At 49.2% G+C, this 23,660-nt stretch carries 22 protein-coding genes and 1 riboswitch; of the genes, 13 read left to right on the forward strand and 9 right to left on the reverse strand.

From position 1 onward, the window contains the following. The first annotated feature begins 19 nt into the window (after positions 1 to 19). Positions 20 to 337 (forward strand): helix-turn-helix domain-containing protein, encoded by a 318-nt coding sequence (locus tag IJ22_RS01675; protein ID WP_062406790.1) that lies wholly within the window; start codon positions 20 to 22, stop codon positions 335 to 337. A 24-nt stretch (positions 338 to 361) separates the two neighbouring features. On the opposite strand, the gene IJ22_RS01680 is transcribed toward IJ22_RS01675, so the two are convergent. Then, positions 362 to 1,126, reverse strand: a complete 765-nt coding sequence (locus IJ22_RS01680; RefSeq protein WP_054817099.1) for a metallophosphoesterase — start codon at positions 1,124 to 1,126, stop codon at positions 362 to 364. Positions 1,127 to 1,345: 219 nt separating this feature from the next. On the opposite strand from IJ22_RS01680, the gene IJ22_RS01685 reads away from it, so the two are divergent. Next, the gene (locus IJ22_RS01685) at positions 1,346 to 1,525 is read left to right on the forward strand and encodes a hypothetical protein (protein WP_054817100.1); all 180 of its coding nucleotides are present in this window, start codon (positions 1,346 to 1,348) and stop codon (positions 1,523 to 1,525) included. A 456-nt stretch (positions 1,526 to 1,981) separates the two neighbouring features. Continuing rightward, positions 1,982 to 2,074: riboswitch (cyclic di-GMP riboswitch) on the reverse strand. Between the two features lie 562 nt (positions 2,075 to 2,636). Here the strand turns inward: IJ22_RS01685 and thpR are convergent. Continuing rightward, complete coding sequence (thpR, locus tag IJ22_RS01700) at positions 2,637 to 3,221, reverse strand: RNA 2',3'-cyclic phosphodiesterase (protein WP_054817102.1); 585 nt, start codon at positions 3,219 to 3,221, stop codon at positions 2,637 to 2,639. Positions 3,222 to 3,381: 160 nt separating this feature from the next. On the opposite strand from thpR, the gene serC reads away from it, so the two are divergent. The 3 genes from serC (at position 3,382) to IJ22_RS01715 (ending at position 8,570) form a co-directional block, all read left to right on the forward strand. Further along, positions 3,382 to 4,470: a 3-phosphoserine/phosphohydroxythreonine transaminase gene (gene serC / locus IJ22_RS01705; RefSeq protein WP_062406793.1), complete on the forward strand. Its 1,089-nt coding sequence runs from the start codon at positions 3,382 to 3,384 to the stop codon at positions 4,468 to 4,470. Between the two features lie 218 nt (positions 4,471 to 4,688). Then, positions 4,689 to 6,311 carry an S-layer homology domain-containing protein gene (locus tag IJ22_RS01710; protein ID WP_062406795.1) on the forward strand — a complete coding sequence of 541 codons (1,623 nt, stop codon included), beginning with the start codon at positions 4,689 to 4,691 and terminating at the stop codon, positions 6,309 to 6,311. 66 nt (positions 6,312 to 6,377) lie between these two features. Continuing rightward, complete coding sequence (locus IJ22_RS01715) at positions 6,378 to 8,570, forward strand: S-layer homology domain-containing protein (protein ID WP_235594320.1); 2,193 nt, start codon at positions 6,378 to 6,380, stop codon at positions 8,568 to 8,570. A 62-nt stretch (positions 8,571 to 8,632) separates the two neighbouring features. On the opposite strand, the gene IJ22_RS01720 is transcribed toward IJ22_RS01715, so the two are convergent. Then, positions 8,633 to 9,349, reverse strand: coding sequence for a response regulator transcription factor (locus tag IJ22_RS01720; RefSeq protein ID WP_054817107.1), 717 nt, complete (start codon positions 9,347 to 9,349; stop codon positions 8,633 to 8,635). A 150-nt stretch (positions 9,350 to 9,499) separates the two neighbouring features. Between IJ22_RS01720 and trmL the strand changes: the two genes are divergently transcribed. Both trmL and IJ22_RS01730 read left to right on the forward strand, forming a co-directional pair. Next, positions 9,500 to 9,964, forward strand: a complete 465-nt coding sequence (gene trmL, locus IJ22_RS01725) for a tRNA (uridine(34)/cytosine(34)/5-carboxymethylaminomethyluridine(34)-2'-O)-methyltransferase TrmL (protein ID WP_062406799.1) — start codon at positions 9,500 to 9,502, stop codon at positions 9,962 to 9,964. An 85-nt stretch (positions 9,965 to 10,049) separates the two neighbouring features. Further along, on the forward strand, positions 10,050 to 10,307 hold the full coding sequence (locus IJ22_RS01730) for an AbrB/MazE/SpoVT family DNA-binding domain-containing protein (protein ID WP_054817108.1): 258 nt from the start codon (positions 10,050 to 10,052) through the stop codon (positions 10,305 to 10,307). Positions 10,308 to 10,316: 9 nt separating this feature from the next. On the opposite strand, the gene IJ22_RS01735 is transcribed toward IJ22_RS01730, so the two are convergent. Next, positions 10,317 to 11,876 carry an alpha/beta fold hydrolase gene (locus IJ22_RS01735; RefSeq protein WP_062406801.1) on the reverse strand — a complete coding sequence of 520 codons (1,560 nt, stop codon included), beginning with the start codon at positions 11,874 to 11,876 and terminating at the stop codon, positions 10,317 to 10,319. Positions 11,877 to 12,130: 254 nt separating this feature from the next. Between IJ22_RS01735 and IJ22_RS01740 the strand changes: the two genes are divergently transcribed. Both IJ22_RS01740 and IJ22_RS01745 read left to right on the forward strand, forming a co-directional pair. Next, positions 12,131 to 12,334 (forward strand): hypothetical protein, encoded by a 204-nt coding sequence (locus IJ22_RS01740; protein WP_062406803.1) that lies wholly within the window; start codon positions 12,131 to 12,133, stop codon positions 12,332 to 12,334. A gap of 372 nt (positions 12,335 to 12,706) precedes the next feature. Continuing rightward, positions 12,707 to 13,468, forward strand: coding sequence for a tyrosine-protein phosphatase (locus IJ22_RS01745; protein WP_062410818.1), 762 nt, complete (start codon positions 12,707 to 12,709; stop codon positions 13,466 to 13,468). Positions 13,469 to 13,472: 4 nt separating this feature from the next. Here the strand turns inward: IJ22_RS01745 and IJ22_RS01750 are convergent, their stop codons facing one another. From IJ22_RS01750 to IJ22_RS01765, 4 genes are read right to left on the reverse strand one after another with little or no spacing between them, the layout of a single operon-like run. Continuing rightward, a complete protein-coding gene (locus IJ22_RS01750) occupies positions 13,473 to 14,549 on the reverse strand; it encodes a phosphodiester glycosidase family protein (protein ID WP_062410819.1) in 1,077 nt (358 codons plus the stop codon). A gap of 21 nt (positions 14,550 to 14,570) precedes the next feature. Then, positions 14,571 to 14,999, reverse strand: coding sequence for a hypothetical protein (locus IJ22_RS01755; RefSeq protein ID WP_054817112.1), 429 nt, complete (start codon positions 14,997 to 14,999; stop codon positions 14,571 to 14,573). Then, the gene (locus tag IJ22_RS01760; protein WP_062406806.1) at positions 14,996 to 16,615 is read right to left on the reverse strand and encodes a response regulator; all 1,620 of its coding nucleotides are present in this window, start codon (positions 16,613 to 16,615) and stop codon (positions 14,996 to 14,998) included. Before IJ22_RS01760 ends, IJ22_RS01755 begins: the two co-directional genes overlap by 4 nt. 3 nt (positions 16,616 to 16,618) lie before the next feature. Further along, on the reverse strand, positions 16,619 to 18,400 hold the full coding sequence (locus tag IJ22_RS01765; protein WP_062406808.1) for a cache domain-containing sensor histidine kinase: 1,782 nt from the start codon (positions 18,398 to 18,400) through the stop codon (positions 16,619 to 16,621). Positions 18,401 to 18,589: 189 nt separating this feature from the next. Here IJ22_RS01765 and IJ22_RS01770 point away from each other — a divergent pair, with 189 nt between their 5' ends. The 4 genes from IJ22_RS01770 to IJ22_RS01785 all read left to right on the forward strand — a co-directional run bounded on the left by IJ22_RS01770 (position 18,590) and on the right by IJ22_RS01785 (position 22,822). Then, entirely contained in the window at positions 18,590 to 19,474 is an 885-nt protein-coding gene (locus IJ22_RS01770; protein ID WP_062406810.1) for a carbohydrate ABC transporter permease, read from the forward strand. After that, the gene (locus tag IJ22_RS01775) at positions 19,474 to 20,310 is read left to right on the forward strand and encodes a carbohydrate ABC transporter permease (protein ID WP_054817116.1); all 837 of its coding nucleotides are present in this window, start codon (positions 19,474 to 19,476) and stop codon (positions 20,308 to 20,310) included. The genes IJ22_RS01770 and IJ22_RS01775 overlap by 1 nt, the downstream gene beginning before the upstream one ends. Before the next feature lie 148 nt (positions 20,311 to 20,458). Next, positions 20,459 to 21,757, forward strand: a complete 1,299-nt coding sequence (locus IJ22_RS01780) for an ABC transporter substrate-binding protein (RefSeq protein ID WP_054817117.1) — start codon at positions 20,459 to 20,461, stop codon at positions 21,755 to 21,757. 126 nt (positions 21,758 to 21,883) lie between these two features. Next, positions 21,884 to 22,822: an NAD(P)/FAD-dependent oxidoreductase gene (locus IJ22_RS01785; protein ID WP_062406812.1), complete on the forward strand. Its 939-nt coding sequence runs from the start codon at positions 21,884 to 21,886 to the stop codon at positions 22,820 to 22,822. Positions 22,823 to 22,882: 60 nt separating this feature from the next. Here the strand turns inward: IJ22_RS01785 and IJ22_RS01790 are convergent, their stop codons facing one another. Further along, positions 22,883 to 23,638 (reverse strand): DUF2161 domain-containing phosphodiesterase, encoded by a 756-nt coding sequence (locus IJ22_RS01790; RefSeq protein WP_062406814.1) that lies wholly within the window; start codon positions 23,636 to 23,638, stop codon positions 22,883 to 22,885. Positions 23,639 to 23,660: the final 22 nt, after the last annotated feature.

Consider the following 23,660-nt stretch of genomic DNA (forward strand, 5'->3'; position numbering starts at 1 on the left):
CTAATTTAAAGGTGATATTATGATTGGAAAGCGTATACAAAAACTGAGGCAGAAAAAGCGTTTGTCACTCTCGGAACTTGCGAGCCGGGCTGGAGTGGCCAAATCGTATTTGAGCTCCATCGAAAGAAATATTCAACATAATCCTTCCATCGAGTTTTTACACAAAATTGCTGTAGTTCTTAGTGTAGATATTCATAACCTTATTAGAGAAGAAGGACAGTGTGAGGTCGAATATCTGGAGAAGGAATGGGTTCAATTGGTAAGGGAGGTACGGGCCTCCGGCTTAAGTATTGACGAGGTCAGGAGCTGTTTGAGCCAATATAACAGTCATGCTTAGGCGGTCTAGTTGGTATAAGGGGCTTTATAAAAAGTGCAAAGTAACTTCGCTTCGGACAAGAAAACGAGCATTGACTCCAGTCTGCCCCATCCCCTTGGAGATATAATAGGTTCCGTATGGCCCTCGATGCAGCCCCTTATAAATTCCCATAGCAGGCAGCTTTCCCATTGGTCGAAGCCGATAAAAGAAAGGGATATTCAATTGCTTGCCGTGGAGATGCCCCGCCATAAGATAATCAAACCGCTCCCTCATCTCGAGTACAATATTAGGGTCATGGGTAATCACAATGCGCGGGCGGCCGGTGTTTGTTCCATGAAAGGATTCGCCGATACGACTTTTGCCGCTGTCGTAGTCGTCGATCCCGATGAGTTCAAACCCGGGGAGCCGAACCGATTCATTACGCAGAAGATGGATTCCGCTTTGCTGAAGCAGCTTGATGAGTTTGCTCACTTTCCGCTGTTGATAATCGTGATTTCCGAGCACGCCAAAGGCAGGGATGCCGCTTGCTTGGAACACGTTCAGATAACGCTTCAATAAAGGAAGGTACGCTTCCAGCTTTGTATAATCTCCCGTAAGGAACAGATAGTCCGGCCGCTCCTGTTGTATGACCCTTCTTAATTGCTCGGGACGAATCCGAAGCCGTTCTATATGCATATCGCTGATTTGTAATATTTTTATGTTTAATCCCAGCGAGTGTCTGACTTTCTCCACCTTCAACCATTGAGTCGGAAAAATAAACAGCAGATAACAAGCGGCAATGGCAAGGATGATCCCCCATAAAATCGACAAACGTCTCGTTTCTCCCTTCATGCACCATTTAGTATCATATTACTATAATTCCAACGGATTAGATACATAATGTTTCGGCTTTATGAAGAAATGCCAGCCTATGATAGTCAAAATGGTTTAATTTATAAATCTTTTTTTTCTACCGACATCCTTCGAGTTACTTTTTAGTATAAAGCTGGTAAGGTTACCTCTGTAAACCTATATCGGAGGTATGCGGAATTGAACTTTTTCAAATGGTCCATCGTAGTGCTGTTGTTCGTGGCAAATATCGCGGTTATCGTGTTTGGGAAAAAGCATTTTGAGAATCAAGCTTCTGCGGCTGGCGGCTACGTGCAGACCGACACAGCCAGTGTTCAACAGACGGTTTATGAAGATTCTATTAATCGGGTGGTCAAATAATGAATAATAAAATTGAAATTGACGTTCAGAAAATACTGGTATCCTTAAATTTGGGTACAAGGTTGCCTTATCTGGTAAGTGGAGATTATATAAATCATCTGATAGAATCCGATCTGAAAACCCAGCCGTCGCAGACTCTTAGTAAATCTCGCCGCTTTATAGATGAAATACAGACTTGACGGTTGTGAACAAAAACAAAAGTGCACTCATCCGGTGCACTCTTTTAACAATTCGGATTTTAGAAAAAGGATAAACCTCATTGCATTTTCATTGGACAAGATCTCCCCTTCATGGGTGAAAGAAAATCGTTCCAATATTTCATTTTCCGGGAGATGCAAGCAATTCACTAATTCCTGTACATCCTGATCAATTAGGTCCTTTACATCATGTTTCATTAGGTTCTTCATGTTCCAACCCCTTCCCATTAGTCCCACATCATTCCAACGGAAGCCGGTTTTCGGCAACTGGCTGGCATGTTGAAGCGAATAGCTCAAGGTAGCCCCTATAGCTTTGCGTCACCATTTTTCAATGGTTTTGCCAATTATCTCGTTTTATGGTGGTTGTGAACCTATCATATACGAATTTACATTTTGGGACAATATGAATTTGTTATATCTTGGTTAAATTTGAATAAAAATTTAAGTCTTTTGTACCCATTATATGATCTCCAAAGCGTACGGTCTGCGATGAAATCCTATGATTCGTTATAGATTAAGATAAGAGCCCCCCTTCTTTGATACTAAATGTTTCTTTTTATATGCTATTTTAGTGAAAATCTACCATTAAACTATTGATAAAATCGACTAAATTGGCTAAAATTATGTTACAAATTGTATCTAAACCGGGAAGGTAGATGTATCATGCCGCCAAGAATTGTGAAAAAAGTACCAAGGGAAAGAAAGATGACGATAGTCGAGTACCCAGAGAAGATTACTTTTCCGGTCTTACAGAAACCTGACAAAGACCTCAGCCCTTTCTTTGAAGGAACGGAGAATGGAATGGACTTTGTATGCGGTTCATGTAATCATGTATTGATTAAGAATGTTAGAATTGTATCTCTTCCTATTTTAGCCGTATACCTGTGCCCCCAATGTGAACAATTAAATACCCTTTAGCCCTTATTGCCATAAACCAGCGGAAAATACTCTATTTCTTCGTACATCGGATTCTGGTGCAAATGGCTCCGGTACAAGACCACTTTTTGTACCTGCCATGCATGCAGGGAGGCATCGGGATTTGCGGACTCGGCTGTCCATGGATCCGACGGGAATTTAGTTTTTCCATTATATCTTCGTGCCAGAGTGATATGAGGGCTGTAAGGGCGCTTTTCACGCTCAAATTCCGCCTGGAGCGCTGCGTGCTCGACTCCGGCCTGCAGAGCAAACAGACGCTGCAGATCGCCTCCAACTCCTGCCCAGAGGATGCCGGGGGAAGCGGGACGGCCGAAAGTCCCCCATCCTTTTAGACGCAGGTCAAAAGCAGGGAAAGACGAGGTAAGTGCGGTTAAGCTTTGCACGATTTGACGGCGGGCTGTCGCTGAGGCCGCTCCCAAAAATTTCAATGTGATATGCAGATCTTGGGGATGGACCCACTTTTGAAAAGCATACGGTTTCTTCATGACGTCCATGTTCTCTTTCAGGACGGTTCGTATTTCGTCAGGAATAGGGATGGCGACAAACCAACGCGGTTCGATCATAGGGGATACACCTCTTTTTTTGTCGTTTGTTACTATTTTATAACCTTATGCTTTGCAAAGTAGGGCAATCTGATGAATCCTGTAAACAAATACTTGATGAAGCGTGACGAACTTTGCTATCATAGCGTATATCCTATGAAAAAGCGAAGGTGTGAAATCAGTGACTAAGCGCGCATACAATTTCAATGCGGGACCCGCGGCGCTGCCTTTGGAAGTGCTTCAGAAGGCGCAGGAAGAACTAGTGGAATACCAGGGAATCGGTATGTCCATTATGGAAATTTCCCACCGCAGCTCTCAGTACGAACAGTTAAATGCGGAAACACAAAGCCTGCTTAAGGAATTGTTTGCGATCCCGGACGGCTACAAGGTTTTGTTTATGCAGGGCGGGGCAAGCACGCAGTTTGCTGCGATTCCGATGAATTTCTTGAAAGCCGGCCAAGTGGGCGGCTATGTTCATACCGGGTCTTGGGCGGATAAAGCGCTCAAGGAAGCGAAGCTGTTCGGTGAAACGAAGATCGTGGCCAGCTCGGAAGCCGACAAGTTTACCCGTATTCCGGATGTAAGTCAATTGGCACTGGATCCCGGCACGGCTTACCTGCACATTACTTCGAATGAAACGATCGAAGGCGCCCAGTATCAGCAGTATCCGGATACCGGCAGCGTTCCGCTCATCGGCGATATGTCGAGCGACATTCTTTGCCGTCCTGTCGATGTTTCCAAATTCGCCATGATTTATGCAGGTGCGCAAAAAAATCTGGGGCCATCGGGCGTGACGGTCGTCATTTTGCGGGAAGACATGCTTCAGGATACGCCTAAAAATATCCCGACGATGCTGCGGTATGAAACACATGTGAAGAATAATTCCTTATACAATACTCCGCCGGTATACTCGGTATACATGGTGAATCTGGTGCTGAAGTGGATCAGGGACAACGGCGGATTGACCGCGATGGAAAAGCGCAATCGTGAGAAGACGAGCCTCATCTACAAAGCGATTGACCAAAGCGGCGGTTTCTACCGCGGCGTAGTAGATCCTGGCAGCCGCTCTATCATGAACATCACCTTCCGTCTGAAAGACGATGAGCTGGAGAAGCAGTTTATTAAAGAGTCGGAGCAGCACGGCTTCGTTGGACTCAAGGGACACCGCAGCGTTGGCGGACTGCGTGCATCGACATACAATGCCGTTCCTTATGAGGCCTGCAAGGCGCTGGCAGAATTTATGGTTGATTTTCAAAAACGCAACGGATAAGAACATTCGCTTAAAAATGCCGGAGAAAGAGCTTCCCGGCATTTTTTATCATCACTTCCGATACTAATTGTATCGATAATCTTAAAGGCAATAAGCTGCCTCAAAATAAATATTTATTAAAAATTCACAATAAATGGTGGAAAAAAAAGCGAGAATATGATACATTTTGTATCATATAGATACATAGATAAGCTTTGGATGGAGGAGGATTTGATATTTTGGGGTATAAAAGCCGCTTATGGAAACGTACTTTTTTGATGTCTGCCCTAGTGAGTATGGTTGCAACTGCCGAGGTTAGTGCCAATGTAGCTTTTAGTGATTTGAATGAATCCTATGCAGCAGCAGAAATTTCGCGTTTGGCAGAGGCGGGATTCCTCAACGGTTATGAAGACGGAACATTCCGGCCAGCCCAAGCTGTAACCCGCGCCGATCTCGCCAAAATTCTCGTTCTATCCTTAAAGCTTGCCGAAGATCCGGAGGCGGCGTCAGAGTTTGAAGATGTTCCGGAGGATGCCTGGTATAGAGGTTACGTAGGAGCATTGGCGAAATCAGGAATTACGAGAGGGACCTCACAAGCAGCGTTCTCTCCGAATGAACCCGTGACCAGAGAACAAATAGCCGGTTTTTTTATACGTGCGTTTGGTCTGGAAGACAAAGCCGGCAAGCTGGCTCTTGAGGTGCCCTTTACGGATATAGATCAGGTGTCGGATTGGGCAAAACCTTATGTTGCTTTGGCTTATCATATAGGCTTCATTCAGGGGATCGCTAATGCGGACGGGACTCTGAGATTTGCTCCGGGCGAACATACGCAAAGACAAGCGCTGGCCCGATTGGCTTTCGAGTTTAATTTTAACCGCGATTCCTTCATAGAGGCTGCCAACCGCATCGCGAAGGAGCCTTCCGGTCCTGCCGGATCGGGTACGGGAGCGCCGAAGACACCACCTGGTTCAAGTGCAGGCGGAGGTACAGGCTCAACCACCGCGCCTGGAAGCATTGCTGTTCAACAATTGACCGCAATCGATCAAACCACGGTGGAAGTTACATTCAACCTTGCCGTCAGTACAGTAAGCAGCAGCGATTTTGCCTTTGATAACGGGCTGACTGTACAGAACGCTTCGCTGAAAGAGGGAAGCGGGGGCAAGGTCATCGTACTCACGACGTCCACCCAGACGCGAGGGACTGTTTATACATTAAGTTATAAGGGTCGGGATTCCGGTGTAACCGTAACCGGAGCGCTGCCGGTCCGGGAGATTCAAGCGGCGGTAGATGCCATTGAGGCTCTGCCTTCCGTGGATCAGCTCACCTTGAGTCATAAACAGGCGGTAACAGAGGCTCGGGAAAAAGTAGAAGCGGCCAAATCCAAAGGCGCTGTCGATACGGATTTCGCTAATTTGAACCTTTTGCAAGAGGCCGAAGCCAAAATAACTGATCTGGAGTCGTCGGGTTCCCAGCCTGAAAGCGGGCAGTGGATTCAGTCCGCATTTGCAAATATCGGCGGACAGCGTATTGCTGCCGAGATTGGAGAAGACAACGTGATTTCGTTTACGTTACCAGGCTCGATTGCAGATTCGGATCGTTTTACCGGTTTTTCCATTCAGGCTTCCCCTGATGTCCAGTCGATCTCCGTTACCGCCATGGGAATGACGAAGAGCATTGCATTTGATCAAGGTACCGTCCATATTGATGTAAGCCAAATATTGGGAGGTGCCGATCCGCAGGGCGACGGCGTATCGGTCAGCACGCTAAGGTCGCTGGCGGGAGGAACGGCGTTGAGTATTCCGGCCACCGTCACCCTTCAATCCGGCGGGACAAAACAACTGACACTTGTATTTAACCCATAGTGTTTTGTATTGAAAGCTTTTATAAAAATCTAAATCAAGAAAATGGAGGAATGCCGCTTGTATTCCATGAATATCAAAACGGTTCGTTATCATCTGTCCGTCCTCTTAATCGTTGCTTTGTTAATTTCGCTGTTCAGTGTAAGCACCGCAAATTCCGCAGAGACGGAAGCTCCCGACTCGGCAGCCGGAACGGCCGCGGAGAATTCGTATCCTTTCTCCGATATTGCCGATTCCTATGCCGCACAAGAAATCCGGTCCTTAGTGCAGGACGGGATCCTCTCGGGCTACGAAGACGGCACCTTCAAACCCCGTGAAACGATGACACGGGCACATCTTGCCAAAGTCCTGGTGCTTGCTTTGGGACTGGAAGAAGACGGGGCGTCCGCCGATGTGTTTGCCGATGTTCCCGCAAATTCATGGTTCAAAGGATATGTAGGAGCACTTCTCAATACAAACATTACGAACGGTACATCCCAGACTACGTTTTCACCAGATAGCCCTGTGACCAGAGAGCAATTGGCCGTATTTTTTATCCGCGCATTCAATCTGGAAGCACTGGCGGTGAAGCTGCCTTTTGATGCTTCTCTTTCCGATGTCGGTCAGATTTCGGATTGGGCGAGGCCGCATGTTTCTTTGGCATTCAAAATCGGCTTCCTGAAGGGGATCGATAACGGGGATGGAACACTGCGGTTTAGCCCGCTGGATGCCGCCGACAGGCAAGCTCTGGCGAGATTGGCTTATGAATTTAAATTAAATCAGGCGTTGTATAAGAGCAAAGTCCAGCAGCTGGAAGCGGCGATAGCATTGGCAGCGGCAGTGAAAGCGGCCAATGAGGCCATCGCGGCATTACCCGATGCTTCAGAATTAACGATCGATGATAAAGCGGCCGTGGAAGAGGCCAGGGCTAAAGTTGAGGCGGCGCGGAAGTTGGGGGCAACGGACAAGGACTTTCCAAATCTGAGTAAGCTGGCGGATGCCGAGCAAAAAATTGAAGAACTGGGCAGGCCAAGAGGAGGAGGCATCATTGGCGGCGGTGGCGGCGGCGGTGGTGGCGGTGGAATTATTAGAGATACCGAACCGCCGGTCATTATTTCGGGATCTGTCAAGATCGGTGAAGCGTCCGTCCCTCTCGTCATCGGAACGAATAATGAGGTCACATTCAATGTGGATCACGCTTTGAACAATGCGGATATGATAACCGATTTTACGATTGTTGCTTCATCGGACACAGACAAATTAATCGTTACGTCATCCGGTGTGAGCAGAACGGTAACGTTCCAGAACGGGACTGCTCATGTGAGCGTAGCCGATCTGCTTGGCCCTGATTTTGACCGGCAGGGTGACGGTGTTTCCGTCGGCACATTGAGAAGGCATCTTTTCGAAGGAAACCTCGAATTGACAGGAGAGTTGACCGATAAGACAGGCAATAAATCCACAGTCAAGTTGAAAATCGTCAAACCTGCGAGTGCACCGGTTCCGGAAATCACCTCTGCATCCGCCGTTATTGGGGGCAAAGCGTTTTCGATTCACACGAATGTGCCCAATTACATTGCCTTCATTATAGACGATGCTTTGCAGGATACAGACATGTTCACCAGCCTGACGGTCGCAGCTTCCAGTGGCGCCGAAGCTCTAACGTTTTCCGAAAGCGGGCAATCCAGAACAATATCCTTTGCCAGCGGTACCCAACAAACGGTGAAGGTCGCAACATTGCTCGGCCCCGCATTGGATCCGCAGGGCGATGGCGTATCTGTCAAAAAGCTAAGAGAGCTGCTTCAAAATGGAAACATTACGGTGCGCGGGGTATTGAGCGATACGAATGGAAAACAATCTCCCGTCATTTTAACCATCATCAAGGGGAATAATGACTCGGTGCCTACGTTAATAGGCGCTGCCGCTGTCATCGATGGGAATGCCGAACCGGCAGTCATCACATCCGGGAATACCATTACATTCACATTGAGCAAATCCCTGGATGATTCCCAGATGCTGGAGAGTCTGCTGATCCATGCTTCAAGCAATGCCGACACGCTTGCGATAACGGAAGCCGGAATTACCAAAAGGATTCACTTTTCAAACGGTACAGCTCAGGCGACAATAAAAGAGCTGCTCGGCACCGCCTTTGATCCTCAAGGCGATGGTGTTTCCGTCGGGAAATTAAGAAGTGCGCTGGAGAGCGGAAACATCACCGTTTCGGGAACCCTGACGAATTACACGGGGGTTGCCAATAATGTGACGATCAATGTCATTGTGGAATAGGTGACCCGGATCAGAATAAAGAAAAGAGCACCGGCCGATAAGGGCGGTGCTCTTTTTTGCTTTTAGGCCAAAGATTCTTTGGCAGCAGGCTCTATCAATTTGTATCCGACGTTGCGAATGGTTACAATATATTCGGGGTTGCGCGCTTGATTTTCGATTTTGTCGCGCAGATGGCTGATGTGGACATCGACGATGCGCGTATCCCCCAGGAAATGATAATCCCAAACGCCGTGAAGCAGCTGCTGCCGGCTGAGTACTTTGCCGCGGTGCTTGCAAAGGAACAGGAGCAGGTCGAATTCTTTGGGCGTGAGTTCAATGAATTCGTCTCTTACTTTCACCTCACGCTGCTCCGGAAGGATCTCGATTTCTCCGATGGTGACCGGGGTATCTTCCCCTGCGGACGGGAGCAATTGGGAGCGGCGCAATATGGCCTGGATACGCGAGATCAGCTCCTGCGGGCTGAAGGGCTTGGTCATGTAGTCATCCGCACCGTTGTCGAGTCCTGCAATTTTGTCGGAAAGATCATGCATGGCGGTGAGCATAATAATAGGAACCAGGTTATTTTGGGAGCGAAGCCGGCGGCAGACCTGGAAACCGTCCACCTTGGGCAGCATCAGATCAAGAACAATAAGGTCCGGTCGATATTCCTTGATTGCACTGAATACGGATTCTCCATCATAGACACAGTGAACATCATAGCCAACCAATTTAAGGTTGAATTCAATGAGCATCGAAATCGAAGGTTCGTCGTCAACGACAAGAATTTTTTTCTTCAACATTCGAGAGTCTCCTTTTTATGTGCACTTGATATTTGTATTATGGCATCACTGGATCATCCTTGTATTAAGAAAGCGTAAAATGTATGTTAAAATTGACAAAGATCTAGTAGTCTAGTGGTTGACGTTGAAAGAGGAGTGGACTCAAGACAAATGGCATTTCATATCGTATTGGTTGAACCCGAAATACCCGCAAACACCGGCAATATCGCCAGAACCTGCGCTGCTACGGGAACCTGGCTTCATCTGGTCAGGCCGCTGGGATTTAATACGGATGACAGAACGTTAAAACGTGCGGGTCTGGATTACTGGCACGCGGTGAATATCGAATATCATGATTCATTCCAGGAAGTGAAGGATAAGTACAAAGATTCACGCTTTTTCTTTGCAACGACCAAAGCGGACAAGCTGTATACGGAGTTTTCATTTCAGGATGGAGACTTTTTGGTATTCGGCAAAGAGACGAAGGGGCTGCCCGCCGAGATTTTGGAGCAGCATCCAACGGCACTGATGAGGATGCCTATGACAGAAGCGGTTCGTTCGCTGAATTTATCCAATTCTGCGGCCATCATATTATATGAGGGACTGAGGCAAACCGGCTTTCAAGGGTTGAAATGAACAAGACGGAAGGAATTCCCTCATAGGCGTCGAACTGTATAAAGTAAAATAGCAGACAGTTATCGATAAGCGAGGTGACTAGATCATGAAACCGGCAGGTGTTGTTAGAAAAGTCGACCAATTGGGGAGGATCGTGCTGCCGAAGTCTTTGCGTAAACGGTATCAAATGAATGAGGGAGATCCTGTAGAGATTTTGGTTAGCGGAGATCATATCATTCTGGAGAGATACCGTCCGCGCTGCGTCTTTTGCGGATCAATGGAACTGGTGAGCGAATTCAGAGAACGGCATATTTGTGCGGAGTGTCTTGGTGAAATGCAATTATTGAAACAAAATAAAGAATAGAAGAGAGCATCACGTCTCCCGAGAATGATCGGGGCGCGATGCTTTTTTCTTTCGGGTCCATTTACGCAGTTCTTTTTTATTATTGGTTAATTTTTGAATCGCTACCATGCGTTCGATTAAGCCTTCATCATTGGGATAGGAATGCAGACAGCTGCGGATAAACTGGGCGGCCTCCTCAAATTGCTCCAGCTTACAGCAGTAATCCGCGGCCCATATGGCCAGTTTTTCCCAGTCCTGTGCAAACTTCTCCTTTAAGGAGAGAGAAAAAGCGTCAAAGCAGCCCGGCAGAATATGCTGGGTGGCGCGCGGCAGAATCAGCTTGCACATGGCATATTTCAGCATGGAATCCTTCTCCTCCAGGCTCCGGTTCATTTCCTCCATGACATCCGCCAAATCGCATTCAACGGCGCATTTGAAATAAATCGAATCCCGGTCAATGGCCAGACATGGCGGCTCTTCAGGGCGGGCTTCAAACAGCTTCGCAAAATGATTCAGATACACCCTGAGATTGCCAAGCGCTTTTTTGGCGGTCATCTCCGGAAAAAGCATATCGCACAGCTCTTCCCTTGTTGCGGTTTTGCGAAATGCCAGGTAGATCAGGATATTTTTGGCATATCGGGTGTTCCAGCCTTCCCGGATCACCCGGCCGTTCATTTGGACTTCAAAGCCGCCCATGCATTGAATGGATACCTTATTCCGGGCGACAAGCCGGTTATATCCCTCCAGCATAAGCAGCTGCAGGAACCTGTCAGTAAAAACATAAGTATCCGTTCTAATGCTTTTCGGCCTCTGAATAAACTTCATGATCCACTCCACGGTAACCGCCGGCTGATCGAAAAAAACCATATTCGATGAGTCCGGTACAATGAGGAACTTGGAATGATGAAGAAATGAATTATAAAGGCTGGTGAAAGAAGGCGGGAACAGAGGATCCGATTCGCCGGATAATACTAATGCAGGCTTATGAATCCGGCGCAAATGCTCGAGCTTGAATTGACAGGCGATTTCTATATGATTCATATACATTTTAACGGGCAGCCGGGCATAGGATTGAATGATCCGTTTTGCTATCGAGTGGTCTTTATGCTTTACGGTTAAACGCTGAACCATGAATTCTCCCAACTTATCCAATGTTCGAGCTTTTGCCAGCTCTTCCCGCAATTCCTTTTCACTGGCCAACGGAGGCAGCGGCAAAAAAGCCTGAGGCGAAATCAATATCAGACTTTCGATAAGCGTTTCATACCTATCGGCAAAATGAACAGCGATGTTTGCCCCGAATGTGTGACCGACGATCACAAGGTTGTGAAGACCTAAGGCTTGAACCAACGATAATAAATCATCGCAGAGCAATTCTATAGTTGCGGCCTTGCCGCCGTCTTCACTTTGTCCATGGCCTCTCAAATCATAAAGCAGTATGGAGTACTGCTGCCTTAAGATCGGTATAAGATAGTGAAAATAGCTGCTGTCGAGCCCCGTCCCATGAATAAATACAATGGTTGTTGAAGACGTAGATGCAGATTCATAATATTCATAATAAGATTGAATATCGCCGGTTTGTATATAATTCATGCGATGAAAGTCCTCCGACATTCCAAGAAGCAGACTTTAAGAACTGGGACCCGTAATATGATTATAGTAAACTTTCATGTAAAAATAAAAGAATAGTTAATAATCGATAACGAATAACTGGATTTTGTAACTATTTTGTAACGCTAGATTTGGTAAGCTAAACAAGAGGAGGAAATATATCCTATATTTCTTCCAATTTATGAAGAGAGGTCATCATTCGGGATAATTGTTAATAGAAACGGAGTGTTGAAAAGGTGTCGGAATCCAAAAAAATCATCAACATCGATGTTGCTAAAATATTAGATCAATTGGGGATCAGCTCCCAATTTATGCTGAACAATCAATCGAAGCAGCCGGAATGGGCTTGGACTCAGGCACAAACTTTAAAAAAAGTTGAATTTACCAAAGTGCTAAAGTCTGTCAATCATGATCAAACCGGTAATATGAATCCATTGTAGTTTTGACCGCATGAGGGATGTAGTTTAGTAACTAATAGTATGATACAATATGTATCTACAGTCAACTGAAAAAGCGATGGGCATCTGCATCCCGTAAAAAGGATTAAAAAGTAAAAAAATAGCACCAACCCGTGTGGCAACAGGCCGATACTACTTTTTCGATCATAGTCCTTTGGTTTTATCATCATTATAGGCTGCTGTAAGTATTGCGGTGATGAACATCAATAAGATTAGAATCATAATCCAGAACGTGGCTGACATCGCTATTGCACCTCCCATTGCATATTATACCCAACGGTACAAGAAAAGAAAACTTATAAATATGTGAACATCTTTCCTGAAAATCATTTGTATGGAGAAGGAATGGAGATCATGATCGATATACATACGCATATTCTGCCAGGAATCGACGATGGCGCGCAGGATGAGCAGGAAGCCATCCTGATGGCGCGTGCTGCTGTCCAAGAAGGAATCAAGGCCGTCATAGCGACTCCTCACCATGCCAACGGAAGATATGATAATCCCGGGCATGAGATCCAAAAACGCACTCAGGCCCTCAACCTGGCGCTTAGCGAGCACCGGATCGCTTTGGAGGTGCTGCCCGGGCAAGAAGTTCGGATTCACCAAGGCTTACTAGAAGATCTTGAACAAGGAAAAATCATCACATTATCCGGGTCAAAATATCTTTTGTTAGAGCTTCCATCAGGCATGGTCCCCTCCTACACGGAGGAGATGATTCATGAATTGATAGTCCTGGGCATTACCCCCATTATCGCTCATCCGGAGCGGAATGCGGAATTGGCGTCGTCTCCGTCCGTACTGATGCGGTTATTGGAACGGGGAGCTTTGACCCAGCTGACCTCACATGCCGTCGATGGACGATTCGGGCGCAAGCTGCAAAAGCTGTGCCTGGAATGGTGCAGGCAGGGGATGGTCCATATGATTTCATCCGATGCACATAATATAAACGACAGGCCCTTCGGACTCAAAAACGCCTACGCCGCGATATCTGCTCACTTGAACGATACTTTGGCGGAGGAGCTCAAAGACAACACTGAACGTTTGATCAGCCGGTTGGAGATCCGTACTTTACAGCCGGTATTGCTGAACAGGAAATGGTGGAAGCTATGGTAAAAGGTCATTTGAAAAATAAAAAGTGGGTGGGCAGCTTTCTGAGCCGTCCATTGTCCGAAGGCCTGTTAATGACCTGACCTTCATAAATCAGGCTGGAAGAACCTCCGCCGTCCAGATTGTAAGCATCCTTCACTCCCAAAGAAAGTAGCTTGTCCTGCAGCTCGGGCAGCGTAGCCCCCGAATTCCCTTTCTCATCGTAGCCGTCGGTAACCAGGAACAGCAATTGATCATTCTTAAAATTGCCGACAACCGTCCGCGGCGCACGGGCGGGAGAAGTGAGCCATTGCTGCGGAATGGCCTGTTTATTCCCGTTTTGAAGAAGGATTGGGACAAAGGTCGCCCCGAAGTTTGGATTGAGCTTGTCCAAATCCGCCTGTCTCGTGAATTTGCCCCCGATCAGCTTGCGGTCCTTGCTTAGCCCGATAAATGCCAGGTCTGCAAAGGTTGGCTCGAACCCGTAGACATATTTGCCGTTGTACATCGTCGTGCTGAGCGGATAGCGCCTGCCGCTGCGGCTGTCGTCGGCAAACCCGCCGGCATTGACCCCGGCTGTAGCTCCATAGCGGCTTGCGGCCTCAAGCGTTGTCTCGCTGCCGCCGACCTTATCCTGCCCCAGCACCATTTGCATCGCTTTATCCGATTTTAAATCCACTTTAAGCGCATACGCTTTATAGTTCCGTTCGTTAAAGGAGTACAGCTTTATATCCGCATTGGGGCCTGATGTGGATCGAATCGCATGGCCTCCCAGCTTGAGCCCGATCCTGGCGTCAAAAATGATCCTGGGTCGCTGGGCAGCGAGCTCGGCCGTGCGGGACATACCGGCTGCTTCGGCCGCGCTCTTGGAATAGAGCTCGTAATGCTTCTCGATCGTCGACCGGGTCAAAGCGGCGGCCTCGATCGCTTGGTCCAGTTGGCTTACGGCCGTCTGCACGCTATCCGGCATCGTCCATCCGTTGGCGGCAATGTGTTCCTGCTCAGGAAGTGCAACGGACATGGGGGCGAACAGCAGGAATATCATGATTCCGGTAAAAGGCGCGCAAACCAGCAGCATCAACCGGTTTATTTGCCGTATCGTGTCCATCATGGCGAATCACCTTCCTTGCTACTTCAACGCGTCAAGCTGTTTCTTCAGCTCATCGAGTTTCTGCCGTACATCGGCTAATTGGGTGTAGAGCTGATTGCTGTTGTCGGTCCTGCTGCTTGCACTGTCCTTGGTAAAAGCGAGCAGTTCGTTTACGGAATCGATTTTCGACTGGAGCTTGGCCATATCCGCGGCCAGGCTTTCCTTCAATCCGGCGATTTCCTGCTGGTATTGGCTTTGGATGGCTGCAAGCTGATCACGGGTCTGCTTGGCAATCTCATCTGTCATTTGCACCTTCAGATGGTCGGTATACAGCTTGGCGCCCCAAGCGCCCAAGCCCACCAGTAACGCCCAGGTCAGAAACAGTACGGCATAGGCTTTCTTCTTCGTGTTTACTCTGCCGGAGCGTTCAACCTTTTGAGACGGCTGCGGTTCGAGGGGTGTATTCATGGTTGGTTCACCTTCCTATATTCATTCGGGGACATGCCAACCGCTTTCTTGAATACTTTGCTGAAATATTTCTCGTCGTCGTACCCGACCATCGCGGCTACCTGAGCAATGCGCAGGTTGGGATTCAACAACAGCATCTTGGCTTTGTCGATGCGGATGCCGCTTATATAATCGGAAATGTTGACGTGAAATTCCTGCTTAAACTTGCGGGAGATATATTCCCGGCTCAAGTAAAAATGGTTGGCGATTTCCTGAAGCGTAATATCCTGATGATAATGATGCTGAATATACCTGGCAATGTCAAAAATAACGTTGCTATCCTGCTGCTGCTGGGTGAGCAGCAGGCGGGACATCTCCGTCAGGCTGCGGATAAGCTGCTGCTCCCACAAATCGATGGAGAAGGCCCCCTGTTCGTCCAGCGGGAGAATGAAAGCATAGCCTTCACTCTGGCCGAAGGAAGGAAGACCCTTCCCGAACATCTCGGTAAGCCAACGGTTCCGGGATACATTGTACTCATGCCACCACAGCTCCAACTGCCCGATCGTAATGGAAGACTGTCCGCGAACCGCAGAAGTCCATTCCAGAACCGCTTTGCGGATCTGCTTTTCGCTGCCGCTTTGTACAGCCAGCTTGAAGGCTTCCGCATAGTCCGTAAAGGAAAGCGGCTTGGGCGGCGCCGGCGGGTTCGGGTCAAACGTATATATGGCTTTGGTCTTGGTCAGCAGGTTCCGGTTTCTCAGCGCAAGACGCGCTTGCGTGTATGCCGCGGATAAACCGGCCGGGAACGGCCTGCGCAAGCTGATGCCGATATCAAGGGTGCTCCCCAAAACGGACCGGATCCCCTGCTGCAATCGTGCAAGCAGCTGCTCCGCGGTGTCCAGCTCCTCATAAAACAAGATCAGAACCTCATTGTCGCTGTTCCAATAGCGGTATGCCACTCCTAGGCGTTTGGAGCCTTCAGCGAGCATTTCATTGCTGATGTTCGTTAAAGAGAAGAAGAGCAATTCCGTATGTTTGCCGAATTTATTTTTCAAAGCGGCGCTGAGCGTATCCACGCTCAAAATCGCCACTTTGCATTCGCGAACGTCCCGGCTTAACCCAAACTCCTCCTGCAGGGCATCCGCCATGCTCTCATACCCCGACGGTTCCGTTATCAGCCCCGACAAGCTTTTCTCCCAGTATACCGGCCGGAGCTGATTCCTTTCGATGTTTCGTTCGGTTTGCCTGGACCGCTCCGCTTCCTCCTCACGGATGCGCGTTACGGCTTTGGCGAGCGCGCCATGAAGCTGCTCGGCATCGATCGGCTTAAGAATGTAGTCGATGCCGCCGTATTTGATGACATGCCGGAGCAGCTCGAAATCGTCATGACCGCTCACGACGATCGTTTTCCCCGCAGGATAGTTCGTTTGAAGCCATTCCATCAGCTCCATGCCGTTTTTGAGCGGCATCATCATATCCGTAAATATAATTTCGGGTTTATGCTCTTCAATTTGTTGGATAGCCTCCACGCCGTCCTGAGCCTCCAGCACGGCGGTAATACCGAAGTTATTCCAGGGCACGAGAAGCTTTATGGCATCGCGCACGTGCTTCTCATCATCTACAATGATGGCTTTCATCCCTTAAGAAGCCTCCTTTGGCAGCGTCGGTATGCGAAGGGTTACCGTAACCCCTGAAGGCTTGTTATGATCGATGATCATTTCCGCTTCATCCTCGTAATAGAGCCTCAAACGGGACATGACATTGATAAGGCCAATGCTTTCTTCTTCCTGCTGATGCCGCGGCCGGGCTTCCAGTCTGCGCCGCAGCTTCTGAAGCGTATCTTCGGTCATGCCTGTTCCTTCATCCTGTACCCGGATTTCCATCCGCCCGTCATCCCCAAGTCGGGCGGCTATCGTCAAGGTTTCCGAAACCGACCGCTGATCGAAGCCGTGTTTAAAGTAATTTTCCACAAGCGGCTGCAAAATCATTTTGGGCACCGGAATATGCATGATGCTTTCATCCGCCTCATAGTTTACCGTCAGTTTGTGTTCAAAACGCTGCATTTGCAGCTCCAGATAAGCTTTCACATGAGAGAGCTCGCTTGCAAACGGGACCACCGTATCGCTGTTCATGCTGTAGCGCATCAGCTTGGCCAGCGAGGAGATCAGCGAATACACCTGAGGAGCGTTGTGCTGCAAAGCCAGCGTTCCGATCGATTGCAGTGAATTATACAAAAAGTGCGGATTGATTTGCGCCTGCAGCGCTTTGAGCTGATTCGTTTTGTTGGCGATTTCGAGCTGATATTCCCGCATAATCAAATTGTTGATTCTTTCCATCATGCTGCGGAAGCGGCCGGCCAGAATAGCAAATTCGTCATTACCTTTGACGTCGATATCGGCGTGCATGTTGCCGGTTTGAATTTTTCCGATCGTTCCGATCAGCCGCTTGATAGGGGTAGTGAACCGGATCGAAATCACCAAGGTGGCGCCAATGACGACGATCATGAATGCAATCAGAATCATCATATTGATTTCCGTTATTTGTCTGGCATTGCTGTTCAGCAGCTCGTTTGGAATCCGTTTGACAAGAATCCAATCATGATAAGGCGAATCCATGCGTTCATAAATGTGAATGCCTTTAAACTCGTCGCTGTTCCACTCGAAGTTTCCGCTCGGCTGATCCAGCTGCTGCAGATGCTTCACCCAGCCGTCCTCAAGCGTTTGGCCCAGCAGCATGGGATCAGGGCCGTAAATGACCGTACCCCCGGAATCGAGAATGAACAACTGCTCTTTTCCTTGTTCGTACAGCTGTTCAGCAATCGACCGGATCATATTCAGATTCACATCGATCGACAGCGTTCCGAATTCCTTCATTGTAACGGCGTTCGTAATAGAGCGGTGCAGGGTAAACACGGGAACGGAGGGCAGCGGATTGAACCCGCTGGATTTGTACGTATGGCTCAGATGCGTCGGCTCCAGGACGGTGTCGGATTTGCCGACTTGAGGCACATATTTCGGCCCGGTCCCTTCGTTGCGGAATATGTTCCCTTGTGAGAACAAAAAAGATTTATTGGAATTGGACAAATATAAATAGGCTTGCTGGATTTCCTTTACCGACATGACGATGGCCTGCATCCCGCGGAAGATTTCCCCCCGGTCCAGGTAATCGACTGCGCCGTTCTCCACCGCACCGTAAAGAGACGTGTCGTTATAAATGGACAAAGAAGCTTGCTGAATGACGTTCAAGTGATTCGTAATATTGGTTTTTCCCTGATAGATTAAGTTGGAATTGGTCTTTATCGTCTCTTCGATCACATTGTGCTTCGTTATAAAATAAGTCATCGCTATTGAGGTGGAGAACGGGATGATGGTCGCGGCAAGCAAGAATACGATCAGCTTGTTCCGGATGCTGTTGCGTATCAAGGCACAGGCTCCTCCCCCAAAGTGTTTGAGCCCTTATTGTAACAGGAGAGATCAATAAATTCCACCTGTTACGTCACCATAATCCATGTTGTTCCCAAGCGGCAGCTTCTATACTAAGGGTATACTTTACCGGCCATCTGCAAATTTTAATTAAAAACTTCTAAATGAGGAAAAAGGGGGCGTTAAGCCATGAAAAAGAATCAGCGCAGGGCTGATCTGCTTCAGCAGCTCGTGTTTGTAGGACCGGCATTATTGTTCTTTTCGGTCATCATCATCATTCCGTTTCTCATGAGCATCTATTACTCATTTACGGAGTGGAACGGCGTCACTTCGGATGTGAAGTGGGCCGGATTTGATAACTTTACTCATATTTTGTTGACGGATAAGGACTTTCACCGGTCATTCTGGTTTACAACCCGGTTTACGATAACGAACGTCATCCTGGCCAACGTTCTCGGTTTCCTGCTGGCTCTTCTGCTGTCACAGGCATTAAAGACCAGAAATGTGCTTCGCACCATCTTTTTTATGCCTAACGTCATCGGGGGCCTGCTGCTTGGCTTTATTTGGCAGTTTATTTTCGTTAAAGGCTTTGCCACGATCGGAGAGCTGACCCAGCTTGCCTTCTTCCAGCTGCCTTGGCTTGGCGATGCGCCTACGGCGTTCTGGGGCTTGATCATCGTCAGCGTTTGGCAAACGGCCGGGTATCTGATGGTTATCTATATCGCGGGCCTGTCCAACGTGCCTAGAGAGCTGACGGAAGCGGCTTACATTGACGGGGCCACCCGCTTTCAAACCCTGCGTCACATTACGCTGCCCATGATTATGCCGGCAGTCACGGTATGTTTGTTCCTGACGATTTCCTGGGCATTCAAAATGTATGACTTGAACGTCTCCTTGACGCAAGGAGGACCATTCAACTCGACCCAATCCGTCGCGCTCAACATCTATGAAGAAGCGTTCCGCAATAACCGTTACGGCCTCGGGACGGCCAAAGCCTTAATTTTCTTTGTTGTCGTGGCGCTGATTACGCTGGTTCAAGTGAGCATCACAAAGAAAAGGGAGGTTGAGGTGTAATGCCATCGGTTAAAAATTACAACAGCCGCACATTTCTGCTGGAAGTGCTCGCCATCTTGTTGGGACTGCTGTTTCTGGCGCCGTTCTACTTCGTTATCGTCAATTCCATGAAGACGTTTGGAGATCTGCTGGTCAACTCGGCCAACCTGCCCAAGTCGATCAACTTTGACAACTATATCAGAGCCTGGGAAATCATGAAATTTCCGAAGGTGTTCATGAACTCCTTGTGGATTACGGTCATCAGCAATGTGGGGCTTGTCATCATCAGCTCCATGGCTGCCTACCGGCTCGTCCGCCGACCGTCCAGGTTCAACAATCTGGTTTTCCTTGCGTTCGTCGCCGCGATGGTCATTCCATTCCAGTCGATCATGATTCCGCTGGTAAGAGTGGCAAGCGAACTTAATCTGATGGACAGCCGGACCGGACTCATTATCTGCTATTTCGGATTCGGCGTATCGCTGAATGTGTTTTTGTATCACGGATTTATTAAATCGATTCCTAAGGAAATCGAGGAATCGGCTACCGTGGACGGATGTACTCCTTACGGTGTATTTTGGAAAATTATTTTTCCGCTGCTGAAGCCGATGAGCGTAACAGTTATTCTATTGAACAGTTTGTGGATTTGGAACGATTTCCTGCTTCCGCTGCTGGTGCTGAACAGCCCTGATCTGCGGACGATCCCTCTGGCCACCTTTGCCTTCTTCGGCCAGTATACGAAGCAGTGGGATCTCGCTTTGGCGGCTTTGGTGCTGGGTGTCATTCCTATCATCCTTTTCTTCTTATCCATGCAAAAATACATTATTGAAGGTATTACGGCAGGCTCGGTAAAAGGCTGATCCACGCGCATCGGGCGCATAATGAAAGCGGTTGTTCAAAATGTTCCACCTTTTCGGTCAATATTCTCAGTGGTCGACGCCTGGGGCATTTTATACAATAAATTTGCAACTTGGATAAAAAGCAGTAAAAAAGAGGGAGGTTCCCACCATGAAACTTAAAAAGTTTGCCGGCATAAGCCTGGCAGCCGTTATGCTGATGTCGACCGCCGTAGGCTGCGCGAAGCAAGAAGAAGCGCCAAGCCCGGGTACGGACGGAGCTGCGGGAGGCAAGAACGTAACGCTTAAGGTGTTCCAGTTTAAAGTGGAAATCGCAGAGCCGCTCGCCAAGCTGGCCGCAGAATATGAGAAAGAAAATCCGGGCGTAAAAATTCAAATCGACACCGTCGGCGGCGGCGCGGATTACGGCGCAGCGCTGATGGCTAAATTTAACTCCGGCGATAAGCCCGATTTGTTCAACAATGGCGGTTTCTCCGACCTTGACAAGTGGATCGAGCATTTGGAGGATTTGTCCGACCAGCCTTGGGTGAAGGATCTGGTACCGGTGGCCAAGGAGCCTATGACCAAGGACGGCAAGCTGTACGGCCAGCCGCTGAACCTCGAAGGCTACGGCTTCCTGTACAACAAAGACTTGTTCGAGCAAGCGGGTATCACGGAGCTGCCTAAAACGCTGTCCCAGCTCGAAGATGCGGCGAAAAAGCTTCAAGCCAAAGGGATCACTCCTTTTGTGAACGGCTACGGGGAATGGTGGGTGCTCGGCAACCACTTTGTGAACCTGCCTTTCGCGCATCAGCCTGACGTGAACGCCTTTGTGAAAGGTCTTAACGACGGCACAGCGAAAATTCCGGGTAATCCCCAGTTCGAGAATTGGGTGAAGCTGTTTGATCTGCAGCTGCAGTACGGCAACAAAAACCCGCTGCAAACCGACTACAAAACACAAGTGACCGATTTTGCTACAGGCAAGGCGGCAATGACGCAGCAAGGGAACTGGACACAATTGCAGCTGACCCAAACGAACCCGAATCTGAATGTTGGCTTCCTCCCGATGCCGATCAGCGATGATGCGGCTGCAAACGATAAGCTGCCGGTAGGCGTTCCGAACAACTGGGTGATCAACAAAAACTCCCCTAATAAAGAAGAAGCCAAGAAGTTCCTGAACTGGCTGGTGACTTCCGAGATAGGCAAGAAATATATGGTTGAAGAGTTCAAGTTCATCCCGGCCTTTACGAATATTCAAGGCGACGAGAAGATTCTCGGACCTTTGGCGGCCGACATTATAAAATACAGCAAAGAGAACAAAACGCTCAGCTGGAACTGGTTTAAATTCCCTGGAGGCGAAGCTTCCAGCAAGAAATTCGCAGCGACCATGCAAGCTTACGTTGCGAAGCAGAAGACGAAAGACCAAATGCTGACCGAGTTCCAGCAAACCTGGGACAGCTTGAAGAAGTAAAGCATACGGCCTGGCCGCAAGAAGATTGCGCGCCGGGCTTTTTTTTTGCGCGGAAAAGGATATCGGCGCGTATGTAAAAAAAAGGAGGAGGGAAGCTATAGAAAACGGTGAGAAAGGACGAAGACCATGTACGATTGCATCATCGTTGGCGGTGGGATTGCCGGACTGCAGGCCGCCATTCAGCTGGGAAGGTACCGCCATCAGGTGCTTGTCGTCGATAAGGGCCAGGGGAGATCCACGCTTTGCCGCCGCTACCATAACGTGCTCGGATGGCCCGGCGGCGTAGCAGGCACTGAACTAAGGCGTCTGGGGAGAGAGCAGGCGCAGAGACTGGGCGTCAGCTTTCAGCAGGGCGAGGCGGTGGCTGCCGTAAAATCCGGCGATGATATTGAAGTCAGCTTGGCGGACGGCAGAGAATCGGTCAAAGGACGGACACTGCTCATTGCAACGGGGATAACGGACCGCTATCCGCCGCTGCCCGGGCTGGAAGAGATGATGGGGATCAGCGTGTATGTCTGCCCCGATTGCGACGGGTATGAAGTCAGCGGCAAACGGACGATCGTGATGGGAGCGGGGGACCCCGGGGCGGGAATGGCTTTGACGCTTCGCTACTGGACAGACCAGATTATTTTTGTAAATCATGAGAAGACGGCGATCCGACCCGATAAGCTCGACAAGCTGCATGAAGCCAGGATCGATGTGGAGGAAGCGGAGATCGAACAAGTGCTGAGCGGATCCGATGGGGCGGAGGGGTCATTCGGCGGCGTCCGGCTAACGGATGGACGGATTCTGGAAGGGGAGAGGGGGTTTATCGCCTTCGGCGGCAACAAGGTTCATACGGATTGGGCGGTATCGCTGGGGGTGGAACGGCTGGAGAACAAGCATATCGTAACCAATCCCCGCACCAAAATGACGTCCGTGCCCGGCGTATGGGCGGCGGGAGACGTCGGTATTCATTCGGAACAGCTGACGATTGCGATGGGCGAAGGGGCGCAAGCCGCTATCTGGATCCACAAGGAACTGATGAAGCGTGCAGCCGACAAGGCGGCCCGGATACGTGATTAGAGGAAACGGACCTGCATCTTTACGTTCCCTCTGGCTGTGACGCTTCCCTGAACGGCCTTTTTACTTTGCGGAATCGATAGGAACGGGAACCGGAAGGGTCTCCGCAACATGAGCGTAGGTCGTCAAAGCCTCCAGACCAAGCGGTGAAAGGGTGTAGATTCCCCGGTCGACGCGCTGGAACCAACGATAAACATTTTTTTGCAGCATGCCCGCAGCTTGAGGATTGCCTGTCAGGTCGCGAAGCTGCCGCGGACTCAACGGTCCGAATTGCCGGAGCAGGGAGGCCAAATGAATCGATTTTTCGCGATACGCGGTGATGAGTTTGCGCTTTGAGCTCCCGCCGACATTGTAATCGGCTCCGCGCTCACGAAACTCCCGCATCAGCTTGCCCGCGGCGTATTTGTTGTGGCGCGGTCCTTTGGGCTGATCGGCTGCAGCAGCCGTAAGTGCTGCCGGCGGATGGCATTCCACTTCGACTCGGGGCTTGCGGGTTTTGTAGAACTGCACAGTGATCATCCCCACCCCCAGCATGCCGCAAAGCTTGCGCAGCTCGGGCCAGCTGGCGCCATGGGGGGCGCGGCCTTTATTCGGGCGCTCGAATGCAACGTAGACCGAACGGCTGATCCGCAACCGATCAATGGCCTGCAGAAGGAGCGGGATGGAGAAGCTTTTTTTGAGCTCGACGATAAGAGGGGGTTCTTCTTCGCGAACCGCCACCAAATCGCAGTGGCGCACTTCCCCGCGCACCTCGTAGCCAAGCTGCTCCAAATAAGCCTTGACCGGGGCGTACAGTTCGGTTTCGCTTTTAATCGCCATGGTGTTGTTCTCCTTTAAGCTT

It is taken from the genome of Paenibacillus naphthalenovorans (assembly GCF_001465255.1).
In the GTDB taxonomy this organism is placed as follows: Bacteria; Bacillota; Bacilli; order Paenibacillales; family NBRC-103111; genus Paenibacillus_G; species Paenibacillus_G naphthalenovorans.